This is a genomic window from Labrys sp. F242 (assembly GCF_057813875.1).
In genome coordinates, this window is record NZ_JBVASG010000001.1 from 2,269,349 (window position 1) to 2,285,676 (window position 16,328).

Below are 16,328 nucleotides of genomic sequence, written 5' to 3' on the forward strand. Positions count from 1 at the left end.
CGTTGGTCAGCCATGCCCACTCCGCAATTGCATTCCGGCCCGTCTTGGCGCAAAGGAACGCGTTTCACGGACAGGATGGACAGCGGACATGGCGGTGATCGAAGCAGCGCAAGAGACGGCGGACGGCAAGACGGCCCCGACGGTCTCCTATGTCTCGCTGGGTTGCCCCAAGGCCCTGGTCGATTCCGAGCGCATCCTCACCCAGCTCCGGGCCGAGGGCTACGGCATCACCCGCAACCACAAGGGCGCCGACCTCGTCATCGTCAACACCTGCGGCTTCCTCGATTCAGCCAAGGCGGAATCCCTTGGCGCCATCGGCGATGCCATGGCCGAGAACGGCAAGGTGATCGTCACCGGCTGCATGGGCGCCGAACCCGATCCGATCCTGGAAAAATTCCCCAACGTTTTCGCCGTCACCGGCCCGCAGCAATATGAGACGGTGGTCGAAGCGGTGCACAGAGCGGCTCCCCCTGCCCATGATCCGTTCACGGATCTGGTGCCGCCGCAGGGCCTCAAGCTCACGCCGCGCCACTACGCCTATCTGAAGATTTCCGAAGGCTGCAACAATCGCTGCAGCTTCTGCATCATCCCCAAGCTGCGTGGCGATCTTGTCTCCCGCCCAGCCGCCGACGTGATGCGCGAGGCCGAGAAGCTGGTGAAGGCCGGCGTCAAGGAATTGCTGGTGATCAGTCAGGACACCTCCGCCTATGGCGTCGACATCCGCTATGCCGAAAGCACCTGGCAGGGCGAGCCGCTCAAGGCGAAGTTCCTCGATCTATCGAAGGCTCTCGGCGAACTCGGGGTCTGGGTGCGCATGCACTATGTCTACCCCTACCCGCATGTCGACGACGTCATCCCGCTGATGGCGGAACGCAAGATCCTGCCCTATCTCGACATCCCCTTCCAGCATGCCTCCCCCACAGTGCTGAAGGCGATGCGTCGCCCCGGCAACCAGGAGAAGGTGCTGGAGCGCATCCATAAATGGCGCGAGATCTGCCCCGACATCACCCTGCGATCGACCTTCATCGTCGGCTTCCCCGGCGAGACGGACGAAGATTTCGAACTGCTGCTCGACTGGCTGCGCGAAGCCCAGCTCGATCGTGTCGGCTGCTTCGAATATGAGCCCGTGGCCGGCGCCACCGCCAATGACCTCGGCCTGATGCCGGTGCCGGACGAGGTGAAGAAGCAGCGCCATCGCCGCTTCATGGAAACCCAGCAGCAGATCTCGATCCGCAAGCTGAAGAACAAGGTCGGCAAGCGCCTGCCCGTCATCATCGACGAGACCGGACCGACCGTCGCCAAGGGACGTTCCATGGCCGACGCGCCGGAGATCGACGGCGCCGTCTACGTCGCCAGCCGCCGCCCGCTGCGCGTCGGCGACATCGTCACGGTGAAGATCGAGCGCTCGGACGCCTACGACCTGCACGGCATCGCAGTCTGACAACAGCAGATGGCAAGCCCTGGCGCTGCCGAGATGGCATCATTGCTTTTGCAAAACCGGTCGCCGAAGAGCGAGCATGCACTTAGCCTGAAAGCCTGATTCAAGCCGGCTGAAATCGTCACCGTCTGGCACCAATCGGAGTCGATGGGGTCCCAGCATTTCCAGAGGCATGGGACTCCCGGCTTCTCATCTCAATCCCAAAAGGTAAACTTATATCCCGCAGCCAATTGGAGTGCCGCGGCAAGCATTGCCATGTTTCAAGGCCAAGATTTTCTCATACCAAATCCAAATATTCATCGTTTGGCGGCAGCCGGATTTGCTCCTATCCGGAGTCCCAGCAGGCAGCGGTCGACAGCATATAAAAGTGCTGGCGGCTCAGGCCTCCTCAGGACACATCCCCGAAAAATGGAGTTGGGAATGAACTCGTTGACGTTGCGCAGGCGGATGATTGCCGCATCCGCGCTTGCAGTCTCCATGCTTGCCGCCCAGCCGGTCTCGGCCCAGACACCGCTCGAACAGAGCCATCTCGAACAAATCGTCGACGCCGCCATCAAGCCGTTGATGGAGCGGGAGAAAATCCCCGGCATGGCCATCTCCGTCACAGCCGGCGGCAAGCAATTCGTCTTCAATTACGGCCTTGCCTCGAAGGAGAGCGGGCAGAAGGTCACCGACAATACGCTTTTCGAGATGGGCTCGATCAGCAAGACCTTCACGGCCACGCTTGGCGCCTATGGCGTGGCGCGTGGCGACCTGTCGCTGTCGGACAAGGCGGGCCAGAGATTGCCGGCACTCGTCGGCAGCAGCCTCGAAGGCGTCAGCCTGCTCGAGCTTGCCACCTACACGGCCGGTGGGCTGCCCCTGCAGTTTCCGGACGAGATCACCGACGATACCAAGATGATCGCCTACTACAAGGCATGGCGTCCGGCCTTCCCGCCCGGCACCCACAGGCTCTATTCCAATCCAAGCATCGGCCTGTTCGGCTATCTTGCCGCCCAGGCCATGGGCAAGCCTTTCGATGATCTCATGCAGGGAGAAATCCTGCACCTGCTCGGCCTCTCCAATACCTATGTCCGGGTGCCGCCGGAACGGATGGCGGACTATGCGCTCGGCTATACCAAGGATGGCCGGTCCGTCCGGGTGTCGCCTGGCCCCATGGATTCAGAGGCCTATGGCATCAAGACGACCGCGACAGACCTCATCCGCTTCGTCGACGCCAATATGAATAGGTCCCGGCTGGACCAAACGCTCCAGAGTGCCATCGCCGCGACGCAGGCAGGCTACTACAAGATAGGCGTGATGCAGCAAGGCCTCGGATGGGAAATGTATAGCTATCCGACGACGCTCGAGCGCCTGCTTGCCGGAAATTCAGCCAAGATGGCCTTCGAACCGCACGAGGCGCACAAACTCGTATCGCCACAGCCAGCGCGGCGCGACATGCTGTTCAACAAGACGGGCTCCACCAACGGCTTCGGTGGCTATGTCGCCTATGTGCCGGCCAAGGGCATCGGCATCGCGATCCTAGCCAACAAGAACTATCCCATACCGGATCGGGTCAAGGCCGCCTGGCAGATCCTGAGTGCGCTCGACGGCCAGAAAAAGCCGGCGCCCAAGCCCTGAAACGTCCCCCGCCATTCCAGCAACAGGTCAGCAATCCGCCCTGCACCGCCTCGGTGCAGGGCTTTTTGTATTGCTCCCCTTCCGCCGAAACCGAGACGTCTCACTGCCACAGGCCGACATCCATCTTGACACCCCCGGATACCGTTAATACCATAACTATGCCTAATATAACATAATAATGTAATACAGCATCCAGACAACGGGGAGTACAGCACTATGGAAGACTTCGCCGAAACCAGACGGAATCTGGTCAAGGGCGGCCTGCTCGGTGGCCTGGCCCTGGCAAGCGTCGTTGGCTCCGCCCGGCAGGCAGCCGCCCAGGCCTCGTCCGACAGCCTGCTCCGCACCATACTTGATCGGGGCCACCTCATCGTCGGCACCGGCTCCACCAATGCGCCCTGGCATTTCGAGGACGAAAAGGGCGAGTTGGCAGGCATGGACATCGCCATGGCCAAGATTTTGGCCAAAGGCCTGTTCGATGATGCCAGCAAGATCGAATTCGTCCGCCAGGATGCCGCCCAGCGTGTCCCCAATATCACCACCGGCAAGGTCGATGTCGTCATCCAGTTCATGACGATTTCACCGGCCCGGGCCCAGCTCGTCGCCTATTCCCGCCCCTATTATGTCGAGGGTGTTGCCTTCCTCACCCGACCTGACAGCGACAAGAAGACCTTCGACGACCTGCTCAAGGCCGGTTCCGCGGCGCGCATCTCCATCCTGCAGAATGTCGATGCCGAAGAAACGGTCAAGAAGGTGCTGCCCGAGGCTACCGTGATGCAGCTCGACAGCCAGCCCAACGTTGTTCTCGCCCTGGATTCCAAGCGGGTCGACGCCGCCGCAGTCGACCTTTCCAACGTCTGGTGGCTCGCCAAGCGCAATCCGGACAAATATTTCGACGCGGGCAAGTCCTGGAACGCCCAATTGTATGGCGCCGCCGTGCGCCAGGGTGACCCTGACTGGATCCGTTTCGTCGACACCACCTTTGGCGTGGCGATCCATGGCCACCAGAATGAGATCTATGACGCGGCGCTGAAGGACTATTTCGGCCTGACCCCGCCGGCCCGCAAACCCGGCCTGCCGACCTTCTAGGCTCCAGCTCCTCCCGCAAATTCCCGACAGCATCGCCGGCGCACCTCGGTGCCAATCCCGGCCGGCGATGCCAGGGCTCCGTCGCGCGTGATGGCTGGATCTTCGGCATGATGAATTATCATTTCAACTTCGCCATCGTCTGGCGCTATTCAGCCAGGCTCTTCGAAGGGCTGCTGCTGAGCATCGAACTGGCGGCCGCGACCATCGCAATCGGCATGCTCATTGGGCTGGTCCTCGCCTTGGTCCAGCTCGACGGGCCGCGCTGGGCTCGCCCCCTGATCCGGGGCTATGTCGAGTTCGTCCGCAACGTGCCGCTGCTGCTGCTGGTCTATCTGGTCTTTTACGGCATCCCCAGCGCCATCGACCTGCAATATGGGGCGACGACCTCCTTCGTGGCCACGCTCGCCGTCTATTCGGGCGCCTATCTCGTCGAGGTGCTGCGAGCAGGCCTGGAGGCCGTGCCGAAAGGGCTGATCGAGGCGGGCAAGAGCATCGGCCTGACACCTTTCGGCGTGCTCTGGCACATTCGCCTGCCGACGGCGCTGCGCATCGCCCTGCCTTCGCTTTCGAACACCTATGTCTCCTTGTTCAAGGACACCTCGATCGCCTCCGCCATCGCCGTGCCCGAGCTCGCCTATGGCATGCGCTGGATCGAGACACAGACGTTCCGCACCGTCGAGGTCTATCTGCTCGCGACCCCCATCTATCTGGTGACCAGCTACGCCATCCTCCTGCTGCTGAGGCTGGCCGAGCGGCGCTATGCCATCAACCGGTGACACCATGTCCACGATGTTCGAGGCACTCCCCTTCCTGCTCGGCGGCCTGTGGACCACGCTCTTCGTGTCCGCGGCCGTGGTCGTGATTTCGCTGCTGATCGGCATTCCGCTCGGCTGCGCACTGGTCTTCGGGCCGGCCTGGGCACGACTGCCGATCCGGCTCTATGCGGATTTCGTTCGCGGCGTCCCGATCCTGGTCCTGCTCTATTTCATCTATTATGGCCTGCCGGCGTTGCGCATCAATCTGCCCAGTCTGCTGGCGGCGATCGTGGCGCTCACCGCCTTCAAGTCGGCCCAGATCGTCGAAATCACACGTGGCGCCTTTCAGGCCATTCCGAAAGGGCAGACGGAGGCAGCCCAGTCGATCGGCCTCGGCCTCTTCGATCGCTTCTTCTATGTCCTTGCTCCCCAGGCTGTCCGACGCTTCCTGCCGCCTTTCATCAACAGCATGGTCGATACGGTGAAGGGCTCCTCGCTCGTATCGCTGCTCGGCATCGTCGATCTCCTGCTCTCGCTGCAGCAGGTGATCGGCCGTACCCATGTCGCCCTGCCTCTCTATGTGCTGGGCGCGCTGATGTATTTCGCCATCAACTTCCCGCTCTCTGCCCTGAGCCGCCGGCTCGAAAAGCGCTTCGTCTGATCGGAAGAACCGCCATGTCAAATGCCGCAACGCAGCCAGTGATCGAGATTGCCAATCTCACCAAATCCTTCGGGGCCCTGCAGGTGCTGAAAGGCGTCGATCTCTCCGTCGAGAAGGGCCAGGTCATCGCCATAATCGGCCCCTCCGGCAGCGGCAAGACCACCCTGCTGCGCTGCATCAACTTCCTGGAGGAATATGACGGGGGCTCCGTCCGCATCGACGGGGTCGAAGTCGGCTTCAGCGAAGCGAATGGCAAGCGGCGGCGGCGTAGCGAGCGGGAACTCGCCCATATACGCGTCGATGCAGCTATGGTGTTCCAGCAGTTCAACCTGTTTCCGCATCTGACGGCGGCCCAGAACATCATGCTGGGCCTGATCAAGTCGCGCGGCAAGGGCAAGGCCGAGGCCCGGAGCATCGCCGAGAAATGGCTCGGCCGCGTCGGCCTGTCCGCAAAGATCGATGCGATGCCGGGACAGCTTTCCGGCGGGCAGCAGCAACGCGTCGGCATTGCCCGCGCGGTGGCGATGGAACCCAAGGTGTTGCTGCTCGACGAGATCACCTCCGCCCTCGATCCCGAACTCGTCGGCGAGGTCCTCGGCGTCGTCCGCGAGCTGGCAGCCGAGGGGCGCACCATGATCCTCGTGACCCATGAGATGGCATTCGCCCGGGAGGTCGCCGACAGAGTTGTTTTCACCGATCAGGGCAAGATCGTGATCGATGCCCCACCCGCGCTCGTCTTCAGCGAACAGCCGAACGAGCGGCTTCGCGCCTTCCTCGCGCGTTTCGCGGGCCTCCAGCAATCTGCCCCTACTCCCGCGCGCTGATGACAGCGCCCGCGCTGGCGATCATCACCAGCACGATGCCGCCCATCTGCTGCAGGCTGAGCGGCTCATGCAGGACGAAATAGCCGGCAAGCGCACCGATACCGGGCTCGGCACTCATCAAGATTCCGAAGGTCGCCGAAGACAGGCGCCTCAAGGCCATCATTTCGAGGGCATAGGGCAAGAGCGGCGTCAGGACGGCCAGGCCGACCGTCTGCAGGGCGAGGCCGCCGGGAAGAGCAAAACCGGTTTCGTACAGGCCGAAGGGGGTCGATATCAGGGCTGCCGCGGCGAAGGAGATCGCCAACCCCTCCAGCCCCTTGAAGGATTTGCCGATCCGCTTGCTCAAAAGAATATAGGCGGCCCACCCGGTCCCGGCGGCAAGCGCGAACAGGAAGCCGAGCATGTCGACGCTCCAGCCCGCCTGGTTTCGCACCAGCAGGAGCACGCCGCCAAAGGCCAGCACCAGCCAGATCAGCCGCCAACTGCGGGCAAAGCCGAGGGCCGCGACGCCTAGCGGCCCCAGGAACTCGATCGCAACCACCAGGCCCAGCGGCACACGGGTGATTGCTACGAAGAAGAAGAGCGTCATCATCGCGATAACCGCGCCCAGCGCCAACGCAGCCAGAATATCCCGGCGGTGATAGCGGCGCAGATCCGGCCGCACGATGATGCCGAGGATGATCGCTGCCCAGGCCAGCCGCCCCCAGGTGGTGGCGAAAGGACCGTAGGCGGCCATGGTGGGATGAGCCAGAGCCGCGCCGAGCTGCACCGAAACCATCGAGCATGTGAGCATGACCAGGGCGAGGCCCGTCTGCGATGTCGACGCTGCGGCCGCGTTGCTTGAATTGTCCTGCAAAGTCCCCTCCTCAGGGGAGCGCTTCTACACCATCGAAACGGCAAAGCGGAGAGTGGCAAAATGACAATTGCGGCTTCCGCCCCAGGGCATGCCGATCTGTGCCTGCAATCGCTGCGCTCCTCCCGTCCGTGCGATCAAACTCTGGAAAGTTCGCATCATTCTATTCGGGCAGGAGATCAGTATATATAGATAATCTGAGGCAGAGGCGACAAACCTCCTCATCTTGGAAGGAATATCGGCGCATTCAGACGATCCAGAGAGTTCCCCGACGGTGGTCGGCCAACCCGACCGCGCGACGGCTCGCAGCATGATCGGCCGTGATTTGAGAAAGAAGGACGCTTCCTTCTCAGCCCGCGGCTGCTTTCGCTGGATCGAACTTCTCGATGAAATCGATCAGGGCCGTCACCGCCAGACCCATGTCGCGAATCGAGGTGAATTCCGCAGGGTTATGGCTGACGCCGCCGCGGCAACGCACGAACAGCATGCCGATCGGACAGAGGGCGGCCAGCGACTGGGCGTCATGCCCGGCCCCCGACGGCAGGTGGATCGCCTTGCTGCCCTGGGCGATGATCGCTGCGGCAAATCCGGCCTGCAGGGAAGGATCGCAGGGCTCCGCCTTGGCTTCATGGGTCTGCTCGATCCAGACCGAGACGCCGCGCCGTTCGGCGATGGCGAGGAACTCCTTGCGCAGGACGTTCATCGCCTCGACGCGCCTGGCGTCACTCTGCGAGCGCAGATCGACTGTAAAGACGATGCGGGCGGGAATGACGTTGGAGGCGCCGGGCGACAGGCTCAACTTGCCGATGGTGCCGACCATGAAATCATCGGCATGGCTTCTGGCGAGGTTTTCGAGCGCAAGCGCCATTTCGGCGCAGGCCGAGAAGGCGTCCCGCCTCAATGTCATCGGTACCGTGCCGGCATGGCCGGCTTCGCCCACTACCGTCACTGAATAGCGTATCTGGCTGGCGATAGCTGTCACGACACCGAGCCCCTCGCCGGCCTCTTCCAACACCGGGCCCTGCTCGATATGAACCTCGACATAAGCCGCCGCCTCGCCGGGCTCATAGGCGGCCGAGGGAATGGCGTCCGGATCTTTGCCATAGAGTCGCAAGGCATCCACCAGCTTGACGCCATCGTTGGATTCGATCTGCAAAACCGCCGGATCGAAGTGCCCTGCGACGGCCTCGGAGCCGAGCAACGTCGTCGCAAAACGGGAGCCCTCTTCGTCACCGAAGGCGAGGACATCGATACCGAAGGGCATGGCGCCATGTTTGCGGAGGATCTCGCGTGTCGCCAGGATACCAGCGATGACGCCGAACGTGCCGTCATAGGCGCCGGCATCAATCACGGTGTCGATATGCGAGCCGATCAGCAGCCGCTGCACGGCATTGCGCGTTCCCGAAGACGGTGCCAACCGGCCTCGCACCGTGCCGAGCGCGTCCTCGCTGACCTCCAATCCGGCTTCCGTCATCCAGCGGCCCACCAGATCCGCCGCCTGCCGATGCTCGGGTGTGAGATAGAGACGCGTCAGGCGTCCTTCCTCGGCACTGATCGTGGCAAGCGCGCGGATCATGCTCTCGGCCTCGCGGCCCAACGCCATTGCTCGTTCGATCATCTCGTCGCCTCCCCTGTCGGCAGGAAGAACACGGGATAGGGGATGGCATCGAGCCTGGCATGGTCAAATGGCATGGGGTGGTACGGTCTCGTCAGGAGGGCATTCCGAAAGGTTAGCCCGTCCCTAACAGAAAACGCCGCTCCGGTCCCCTTTTGTTGGGGGGACCGGAGAGGTCGTGGGCCGCTATGCGCGAGCAAGTGTAGAGCCTGCATGCGCGGCGGGCCAATCAGTTCGGGAACTTGTCGTCGATGCCCTTGACGTACCAGTTCATGCCGAGGATCTGCGAGGCATCGAGCTTGTCGCCGCCCTTGCATTCCACCGTCTCGCCCGTCTGGTTCGCGACAGGGCAGGTGAAGGGGTGGATCTTGCCGGATTTGAGGCCCGCCTCGGTCTCCTCCGCCAGCTTCTTCACATCGTCGGGCATGTTGGTGTAGGGCGCCATCTTGACCATGCCCTTGTCGAGCCCTTCCCAGGTATCCTCAGACTTCCAGGTCCCGTCCAGTACGGCCTTGGCGCGCTCGATGTAATAGTCGTCCCAGTGGTTGATGATCGCGGTGAGCTGGGTCTTCGGACCGAAGGCGATCATGTCGGAGTCTTGGCCGAAGGAGTTGATACCCTTCTCGGCCGCGGCCTGGGTGGCGGCGGGACTGTCGGTATGGGTCGCCAGGATGTCGGCGCCCTGGGCGATCAGCGCCTTGGAAGCGTCGGCTTCCTTGCCGGGATCATACCAGCTCGAGGTCCAGACGATCTTGATCTTCATGTCCGGGCGTACGGACTGGGCGCCACGCATGAAGGAATTGATGCCCGAGATCACTTCGGGAATCGGGAACGGTGCGACATAGCCGACAATGCCGCTCTTCGACATCTTGGCGGCGATCACGCCCTCCACATAGCGCCCTTCATAGAAGCGCCCGGCATAGGTCGAGACATTCTCGGCCCGCTTGAAGCCGGTGGCGTGCTCGAACTTCACGTCCGGAAAGTTCTTGGCGGCCTTGATGGTGGGATCCATGAAGCCGAAGGAGGTGGTGAAGATCAGCTTGTGACCGGAATCGGCAAGGTTCTCGATGGCGCGCTGGGCATCGGGGCCTTCCTGTACGCTCTCGACATAGGTGGTTTCGACCTTGTCGCCGAGCGCCTTGACCAGCGCCTTGCGTCCGACATCATGCTGGTAGGACCAGCCGAAATCGCCGACCGGACCGACATAGATGAAGCCCACCTTGAGCTTCTCCTCGGCGCTAGCCGAGGTCACCCCGGCACCGGCCATGAGGCCGCAAACGGCCAGGGCTGCCAATATCGTTTTTTTCATAGAGTTTCCCCTCATGGCGGGCCGTACGGATCGAAACGCCGGGCCACGGCCCATGCCCGGCGCCCAACGAAAATTATCGATCAGGCACAAAAGCAGTGCCCAGCGAAGCTGGCGCCACACCGCGCCGCCCCTTGCCGGCAGAGATCATCACCAGGACGATCACCGTGGCAAGATAGGGCAGGCCCGTCCAAAATTGCGGCGGCCAGACCAGCCAATGCGGCAGCGAACCGCCCAGCGCCTGCATGTGCAGATTGCCGATCCAGATGGCCCCGAAGAAATAGGCGCCCAGCAACAGCCGCCCGGGCCGCCAGGACGCGAAGACCACCAGGGCCAGCGCGATCCAGCCGCGGCCGGCCGTCATGCCCGTGCCCCAGAAAGGCGTGTCGGCCAAGGAAAGATAGGCCCCGCCGAGGCCCGCGCAGGCCCCGCCGAACAGCACGGCCCCGAAGCGGATCAGCCTGACGGGATAGCCCAGCGCATGTGCCGAAACATGGTTTTCACCGACGGCCCGCAGGATCAGGCCGCTGCGGCTGCGATAAAGGAACCACCAGACAGCGGCAACCAGCACGATCGACAGATAGACCAGGGCATCCTGGCCGAAGAGGAGAGGCCCGATCACCGGGATATCGGTCAGGCCGGGAATGTCGAGCGACGGGATCTTGGCCCGGTTGAGCCCGACGAAGCTGGTGCCGAGGAGATCGGACAGGCCGAGGCCGAGAATGGTCAGAGCAAGGCCGGAGGCGACCTGGTTGGCGGCGAGCCCCAGGGTCATAAAGGCAAAGAGCGCCGCGAAGACCATCCCCGCCAGGACCGCCGCAAGAAAGCCGAGCAGCGCGCTGCCGGTCATGTAGGCGATGGCAAAGCCTGAGACCGTGCCCATGATCATCATGCCCTCGACCCCGAGATTGAGCACGCCGGAGCGCTCCACCACGAGTTCGCCGATGCCGGCCAGCACGAAGGGCGTCGAGGAGGTGATGATGGTGAGGATGATCGCTTCTGTGAGATTCATCAGGCCACCTTGACTGCGCCGCGCACGATGCGAATGCGGTAGAGGATGAGCGTGTCGCAGGCGAGCACGTAGAACAGCAGGAGGCCCTGGATGACGCTGGTGATGCCGATGGGCACCTTGAGCGAGATCTGGGCCGCTTCGCCACCGAGATAGGACAGCGCCAGCAACAGGCCTGATAACAGGATGCCCACCGGATTGAGCCGACCGAGAAAGGCGACGATGATGGCGGTAAAGCCATAGCCGCTGGCAAAGGGAAGTTGCAGCAATCCCATCGTCCCGTCGGCCACGCTGATGCCGGCCAGGCCGGCAAGGCCACCCGATACGGCAAAGACGAACAAGGTCATGCGCCGGGGCGAAAAACCCGCGAACAGGGCCGCGCGTGGTGCCTGCCCTAGAAGGCGGATCTCGAACCCTTTGAGGCCGCGCCACAGCAGCACGGCCGCGGCGGCCACCACCACCAGCGCGAAGATGGAATCGAGATGGATCGGGCTGCGCCTGAACAGGGCCGGCAGCGTATTGTCGAAATTGGCGGTCAGCGGGAAATTCAACCCGGCCGGATCGCGCCAGGGACCGCGCACGCAATAATCGAGGATCTTGTCCGCGATATAGACCAGCATCAGGCTGGTCAGGATTTCGTTGGTGTTGAAGCGCGTCTTCAGGATCGCCGGAATCAGGCCCCAGAGCGCACCGCCGACGAAGCCGCCGATGAGGATGAGCGGCACGGCATAAAAGGGCGTCTGGCCCTGGAACAACAGGGCGACGCCCCCGCCCACCGTTGCGCCGATGATGTACTGGCCTTCCGCGCCGATATTCCAGTTGTTGGAGATGTAGCAGAGCGACAGGCCGACGGCGATGATCACCAAGGGGGTGGCGCGCACCACCAGTTCCTGAGCGGTACGCAGGCCGGTTAGCGGCTTGATGAAATAGACATAAAGCGCTTCGCCGGGCGCCTTGCCGTAGAGCGCAAAGATGATGGCGGCCGAGACCACCGTAAGCAGGATGGCGATGAGCGGCGAAACCAGGGCCATCGCCACAGAGCGTTCGGCCCGCTTTTCGAGTTCAAGCCGCATGATCGGCGCCCCCCATCAGCAGCCCAATCCGCTCGAGGGTCATGGTCGATACGGGCTCCGGCGCTGACAGCCGGCCATGATGGATGACCGCGATATGGTCGGCGACCTCGAAGATTTCGTCGAGATCCTGGCTGATCACCACCACCGCCGCACCGCGCCGCGACAGATCGATCAGGGCCTGCCGGATCAGGGCGGCGGCACCGGCATCCACGCCCCAGGTCGGCTGGTTCACCACCAGCACGCCGGGCTCGCGCAGCATCTCGCGGCCGACCACGAATTTCTGCAGATTGCCGCCGGAAAGCGAGCCGGCCTCGGGATCCGGCTTGCCCTTGCGCACATCGAACGTGCCGGAAATCCTGACTGCCTCGGCCGAAGCCTTGCGCATGTCGACCATACCGTATGACACCAGCCCGCTGGCGGCATGGCCAGTCAGCAGCGCATTCTGCGATAGGGTCATGCGCGGCGCCGCCGCATGGCCGAGCCGCTCCTCCGGCACGAAGGCGGCACGCAATCGCCGACGCTCGGTGACGCCAAGCCCCCCCACCGGCTTGCCGTCGACGGCCACGGCCTCGGGCTCCACCGTCCGCTCGCCGGAGATGGCCGCGAAGAGTTCGCTCTGGCCATTGCCCGCCACGCCGGCAATGGCGAGAATCTCGCCGCCCCGGGCATTCAGCGTGAGATCCTTCAGCGCGGTGCCATGCAGGTCTTCGGCCGGTAGATTCAACCCCTTCAGCGCGAGACGTACGGGCCCGTCCCGATTGGCCAGGCGACCATGCTCGACCATGGCGACGTCAGCGCCCACCATCATGCGAGCAAGACTGGCGGCAGTTTCCCGGCGCGGATCGCAGGTCGCCACCAGCTTGCCATGACGCAGCACGGTCGCCGTTTGGCATAGGCGCTTCACCTCTTCCAGCCGGTGGGAGATATAGAGCACCGCCCTGCCCTCGCCGGTGATGCGTTCAAGGGTGAGGAAGAGCTGGTCGGCCTCCTGCGGTGTCAGCACCGAGGTCGGCTCATCGAGAATGAGGAGCTTGGGATTCTGCATCAGACAGCGCACGATCTCGATGCGCTGTCTCTCCCCCACCGAGAGCGTATGCACCGGCCGGCGCGGCTCGAGCGGCAGCCCATAGGCGGCTGATACTGCCGCGATGCCCTCCTCGACATCCCGCAGTTTCGTACCCGGCGGCTGCGCCAGGGCGACATTCTCGGCCACGCTGAGATTGTCGAACAACGAGAAATGCTGGAACACCATGCCGATGCCCATCGCACGGGCAGCAGCCGGGCGCGGCAGCTGGATCGGCTCGCCTTGCCAGTAGAGCTGTCCCTCGTTCGGCTGCAGCAGGCCATAGAGAATCTTGACGAAGGTCGACTTGCCGGCGCCGTTCTCGCCCAACAAGGCGTGAATTTCATGCGGCATGATCTTGAGATCGATACCGTCATTCGCTCTCAGCGCACCGAAGATCTTGACGATACCCCTCGCTTCGATCAGGGGCGTGTGAGCGTCTGCCATTGCTGCCACATTCATGGACGTGCCCAATCCATAGGCGCAAATAGAGCAGATGCGAAGAGTTCAGGCATGGTGACGCAGCTTTTCCCCAACTCAGCGACGTACCAGGACCGAAGCGTTTTGCGATTGAGTGGAATCACCAAGAATCGCAAAGACGCATCGAAGCAGAGACGCTAGGGCAAACACGCGTTCAAGCGTGAACGCGCTTTGCTCTAGGCCTGCCGCCGGCCGTCTTTCAGGACCGGCATCTGGCTGCCGGCCTGACGGGGTAACTGCAAGATCTGGGCCACGACGGAAGCCGCTATGACTGCCGGCTCCTTGCCCTCGATGCCGGGCACCCCGATCGGGCAGATCATGCCCTCGATCAGGCGCTCTGTCAGGCCCGCTTGCCGCAATTGCGAGAGGAAGCGGGCTCGCTTGGTCTGGGAGCCGATCACACCGACATAGGCAAAGCGGTCCGCTGCCAAGGCCGTCGAAACGATGGCAAGATCGAGCGCATGGCTATGCGTCATGACGACGATGCGTGCACGATCGGGCGCGCCGGCCAGGATCCGCCCGGGCTCCGCATCGCGGCGGAGCACGACATTCTGAGGCACGTGGCTCGGGAAGGCATCGGGCCGAGCATCGCACCAGACCACATCGATCGGCAGAGGCGCCAACGCCAGGATCAACGCCCTACCGACATGGCCGGCTCCGAACAGATAGAGAGAAGGGTTGGCGGGCTCCAGTCTTTCGAGCAGGCGCCCATCCGGCAGAAAACGGCTGGCCGCTTCCGCGGGCAGCCCTTGCGCCTCGGCATCCGTAGCCGGGCGACGCATGAAACCGCCCCGGTCCTGCGGCATACCGATGAGGACATGTCCCCTATTGACCGATGGCGCCGCAAGTTCGCTCAGCCAGACGAGATCGTCTCGTTCCAGGCGTTCCAGCATCAGGCCGACCCGGCCACCACAGCACTGGCCGAGATCAGGGCCCAGAGCCTTGTCCATGGAACGTAGACGGCGACCCTCCCCGGCGGAGAGGAGAGCCTGAGCTTCCGCCAGCACCTGCCATTCCAGGGTACCGCCCCCGACCGTGCCGGAAAAAGCCCCGTCCGCCCGCACGGCCATGCGCGTGCCCGCCTCGCGCGGGCTCGAGCCACGCGCGTCCATGATGGTGACGAGTACGGCGCGGCCGTCCCGCTCGACCATGGCTTTCAGCGTCGCGAAGATCCCCATCGCTCTGCCCGCACCCATGCCGGTTTAAGTACCAGCATGATAACGCTTTGGGGCGACCGCGCCAAAGTTCAATTCGGGGGCCGGTCTTCAGACCAGCCCGGACTCCTCCAGGGAGCGCGGTATTTCCTGGCTGGTCCGAGGACCAGCCTCCCGATTACAGTGCCTTGTCGAGCGCCTGCGTGAAATCGGCGATCAGGTCATCGGAGCTCTCGATGCCGGCCGAGAAGCGCAGCATGCCCTGGCGGATACCCATGCCCAGGCGCGCGTCTTCCTCGAAGCGCTGATGGGTGGTGGTCGAAGGATGGGTGATCAGGCTCTTGGTGTCGCCGAGATTGTTGGAGATGCGGGTGATCTTCAGCGCATTGGCAACCTTGAACGCCGCGCTCTTGCCGCCCTTCACCTCGAAGGTCACCAGCGTGCCGCCCGCCTTCATCTGGCGGCGTGCGAGTTCCACCTGCGGATGATCGTCGCGGAAGGGATAGATCACGCGCTCGACTGCCTTGTGGTTCCCCAGGGCATCGGCAACCTTTACCGCATTGGCGATCTGGCGTTCGACCCTGAGTTCCAGAGTCTCCAGGCCCTTGAGCATCACCCAGGCATTGAAAGGCGAGATCGAGGGACCGGTCTGGCGCAAATAGGTTTGGATATGGTCGTTGATGAACTTCTCGGATGCCAGGATCACGCCGGCCAGACAGCGGCCCTGCCCGTCAATATGCTTGGTGGCCGAATAGACCACGCAATCGGCACCGAGTTCGAGCGGGCTCTGCAGCAGCGGCGTCGCGAAGACATTATCCACCACCAGCGTGGCGCCGGCGCTCTTGGCGATCTTGGCTATGGCGGCGATGTCGAGAATCTCGAGCGTGGGATTGGTCGGGCTTTCAAGGAAGAACACCTTCGTCTCCGGCCGCACCGCCGCCTGCCATTGGGCAAGCTCGGTGCCGTCGACCAGGGTGGAGGTGACGCCGAAGCGCGGCAGCAGTTCCTCGATGACATAGCGGCATGAGCCGAACAGCGCCTTGGCGGCGACGACGTGGTCGCCGGTCTTGAGCTGGCCGATCAGGGTCGCGGTGACGGCGGCCATGCCCGAGGCGGTGGCGCGAGCTGCCTCGGCTCCCTCCAGTTCCGCCATGCGCTGCTCGAACATCGCCACGGTGGGATTGGAAAAGCGGCTATAGATGAAGCCGACATCCTCGCCCTTGAAGCGGGCCTCCGCCTGTTCGGCACTCTCGTAGACAAATCCCTGGGTGAGGAACAGCGCCTCCGACGTCTCCGCATATTGCGAGCGCAGCGTGCCGGCATGCACGAGCCGGGTGGCCGGGCGCAATTCCCGGGTGGAAGGTGCTGAAGTCAAAGGTTTGGTCATC

Annotated in this window: 14 protein-coding genes; 6 read left to right on the plus strand and 8 right to left on the minus strand. The window is 63.3% G+C overall.

Annotation, left to right across the window (positions count from 1 at the left end; all coding sequences use genetic code 11):
• The first annotated feature begins 88 nt into the window (after positions 1-88).
• The 6 genes from rimO to ACZYTC_RS10730 all read left to right on the plus strand — a co-directional run bounded on the left by rimO (position 89) and on the right by ACZYTC_RS10730 (position 6,387).
• Positions 89-1,441: a 30S ribosomal protein S12 methylthiotransferase RimO gene (gene rimO, locus ACZYTC_RS10705; RefSeq protein WP_488989571.1), complete on the plus strand. Its 1,353-nt coding sequence runs from the start codon at positions 89-91 to the stop codon at positions 1,439-1,441.
• A gap of 417 nt (positions 1,442-1,858) precedes the next feature.
• Entirely contained in the window at positions 1,859-3,058 is a 1,200-nt protein-coding gene (gene ampC / locus ACZYTC_RS10710) for a class C beta-lactamase (protein WP_488989572.1), read from the plus strand.
• 216 nt (positions 3,059-3,274) lie between these two features.
• Entirely contained in the window at positions 3,275-4,147 is an 873-nt protein-coding gene (locus ACZYTC_RS10715) for a transporter substrate-binding domain-containing protein (RefSeq protein WP_434956095.1), read from the plus strand.
• 107 nt (positions 4,148-4,254) lie between these two features.
• The gene (locus tag ACZYTC_RS10720; RefSeq protein WP_488989573.1) at positions 4,255-4,923 is read left to right on the plus strand and encodes an amino acid ABC transporter permease; all 669 of its coding nucleotides are present in this window, start codon (positions 4,255-4,257) and stop codon (positions 4,921-4,923) included.
• A gap of 4 nt (positions 4,924-4,927) precedes the next feature.
• Positions 4,928-5,563: an amino acid ABC transporter permease gene (locus tag ACZYTC_RS10725; RefSeq protein WP_441772474.1), complete on the plus strand. Its 636-nt coding sequence runs from the start codon at positions 4,928-4,930 to the stop codon at positions 5,561-5,563.
• A gap of 14 nt (positions 5,564-5,577) precedes the next feature.
• Positions 5,578-6,387 carry an amino acid ABC transporter ATP-binding protein gene (locus tag ACZYTC_RS10730; RefSeq protein WP_488989574.1) on the plus strand — a complete coding sequence of 270 codons (810 nt, stop codon included), beginning with the start codon at positions 5,578-5,580 and terminating at the stop codon, positions 6,385-6,387.
• Here the strand turns inward: ACZYTC_RS10730 and ACZYTC_RS10735 are convergent.
• The 8 genes from ACZYTC_RS10735 to ACZYTC_RS10770 form a co-directional block, all read right to left on the minus strand.
• Positions 6,371-7,243, minus strand: coding sequence for an EamA family transporter (locus ACZYTC_RS10735; protein ID WP_488989575.1), 873 nt, complete (start codon positions 7,241-7,243; stop codon positions 6,371-6,373). The genes ACZYTC_RS10730 and ACZYTC_RS10735 overlap by 17 nt on opposite strands.
• 346 nt (positions 7,244-7,589) lie before the next feature.
• Positions 7,590-8,858, minus strand: a complete 1,269-nt coding sequence (locus ACZYTC_RS10740; RefSeq protein WP_441772477.1) for an allantoate amidohydrolase — start codon at positions 8,856-8,858, stop codon at positions 7,590-7,592.
• Positions 8,859-9,084: 226 nt separating this feature from the next.
• The gene (locus ACZYTC_RS10745; RefSeq protein WP_434956089.1) at positions 9,085-10,164 is read right to left on the minus strand and encodes a BMP family ABC transporter substrate-binding protein; all 1,080 of its coding nucleotides are present in this window, start codon (positions 10,162-10,164) and stop codon (positions 9,085-9,087) included.
• A 73-nt stretch (positions 10,165-10,237) separates the two neighbouring features.
• Positions 10,238-11,173 (minus strand): ABC transporter permease, encoded by a 936-nt coding sequence (locus tag ACZYTC_RS10750; RefSeq protein WP_441772478.1) that lies wholly within the window; start codon positions 11,171-11,173, stop codon positions 10,238-10,240.
• Positions 11,173-12,243 (minus strand): ABC transporter permease, encoded by a 1,071-nt coding sequence (locus tag ACZYTC_RS10755; RefSeq protein ID WP_441772479.1) that lies wholly within the window; start codon positions 12,241-12,243, stop codon positions 11,173-11,175. The genes ACZYTC_RS10750 and ACZYTC_RS10755 overlap by 1 nt, the downstream gene beginning before the upstream one ends.
• Positions 12,233-13,753, minus strand: coding sequence for an ABC transporter ATP-binding protein (locus tag ACZYTC_RS10760; RefSeq protein ID WP_441772480.1), 1,521 nt, complete (start codon positions 13,751-13,753; stop codon positions 12,233-12,235). The genes ACZYTC_RS10755 and ACZYTC_RS10760 overlap by 11 nt, the downstream gene beginning before the upstream one ends.
• Before the next feature lie 209 nt (positions 13,754-13,962).
• A complete protein-coding gene (gene xdhC / locus ACZYTC_RS10765; protein ID WP_441772481.1) occupies positions 13,963-14,964 on the minus strand; it encodes a xanthine dehydrogenase accessory protein XdhC in 1,002 nt (333 codons plus the stop codon).
• 154 nt (positions 14,965-15,118) lie between these two features.
• Complete coding sequence (locus tag ACZYTC_RS10770; RefSeq protein WP_434956084.1) at positions 15,119-16,327, minus strand: O-succinylhomoserine sulfhydrylase; 1,209 nt, start codon at positions 16,325-16,327, stop codon at positions 15,119-15,121.
• Between the last annotated feature and the right edge of the window lies 1 nt (position 16,328).

Excerpts from the sequence above, each read along its gene's own strand:
- rimO (WP_488989571.1), top strand. The coding sequence starts at position 89 with ATGGCGGTGATCGAAGCAGCGCAAGAGACGGCGGACGGCAAGACGGCC.
- ampC (WP_488989572.1), top strand. The coding sequence starts at position 1,859 with ATGAACTCGTTGACGTTGCGCAGGCGGATGATTGCCGCATCCGCGCTT.
- ACZYTC_RS10715 (WP_434956095.1), top strand. The coding sequence starts at position 3,275 with ATGGAAGACTTCGCCGAAACCAGACGGAATCTGGTCAAGGGCGGCCTG.
- ACZYTC_RS10720 (WP_488989573.1), top strand. The coding sequence starts at position 4,255 with ATGATGAATTATCATTTCAACTTCGCCATCGTCTGGCGCTATTCAGCC.
- ACZYTC_RS10725 (WP_441772474.1), top strand. The coding sequence starts at position 4,928 with ATGTCCACGATGTTCGAGGCACTCCCCTTCCTGCTCGGCGGCCTGTGG.
- ACZYTC_RS10730 (WP_488989574.1), top strand. The coding sequence starts at position 5,578 with ATGTCAAATGCCGCAACGCAGCCAGTGATCGAGATTGCCAATCTCACC.
- ACZYTC_RS10740 (WP_441772477.1), bottom strand. The coding sequence starts at position 8,858 with ATGATCGAACGAGCAATGGCGTTGGGCCGCGAGGCCGAGAGCATGATC.
- ACZYTC_RS10745 (WP_434956089.1), bottom strand. The coding sequence starts at position 10,164 with ATGAAAAAAACGATATTGGCAGCCCTGGCCGTTTGCGGCCTCATGGCC.
- ACZYTC_RS10750 (WP_441772478.1), bottom strand. The coding sequence starts at position 11,173 with ATGAATCTCACAGAAGCGATCATCCTCACCATCATCACCTCCTCGACG.
- ACZYTC_RS10755 (WP_441772479.1), bottom strand. The coding sequence starts at position 12,243 with ATGCGGCTTGAACTCGAAAAGCGGGCCGAACGCTCTGTGGCGATGGCC.
- ACZYTC_RS10760 (WP_441772480.1), bottom strand. The coding sequence starts at position 13,753 with ATGGCAGACGCTCACACGCCCCTGATCGAAGCGAGGGGTATCGTCAAG.
- xdhC (WP_441772481.1), bottom strand. The coding sequence starts at position 14,964 with ATGGGGATCTTCGCGACGCTGAAAGCCATGGTCGAGCGGGACGGCCGC.
- ACZYTC_RS10770 (WP_434956084.1), bottom strand. The coding sequence starts at position 16,327 with ATGACCAAACCTTTGACTTCAGCACCTTCCACCCGGGAATTGCGCCCG.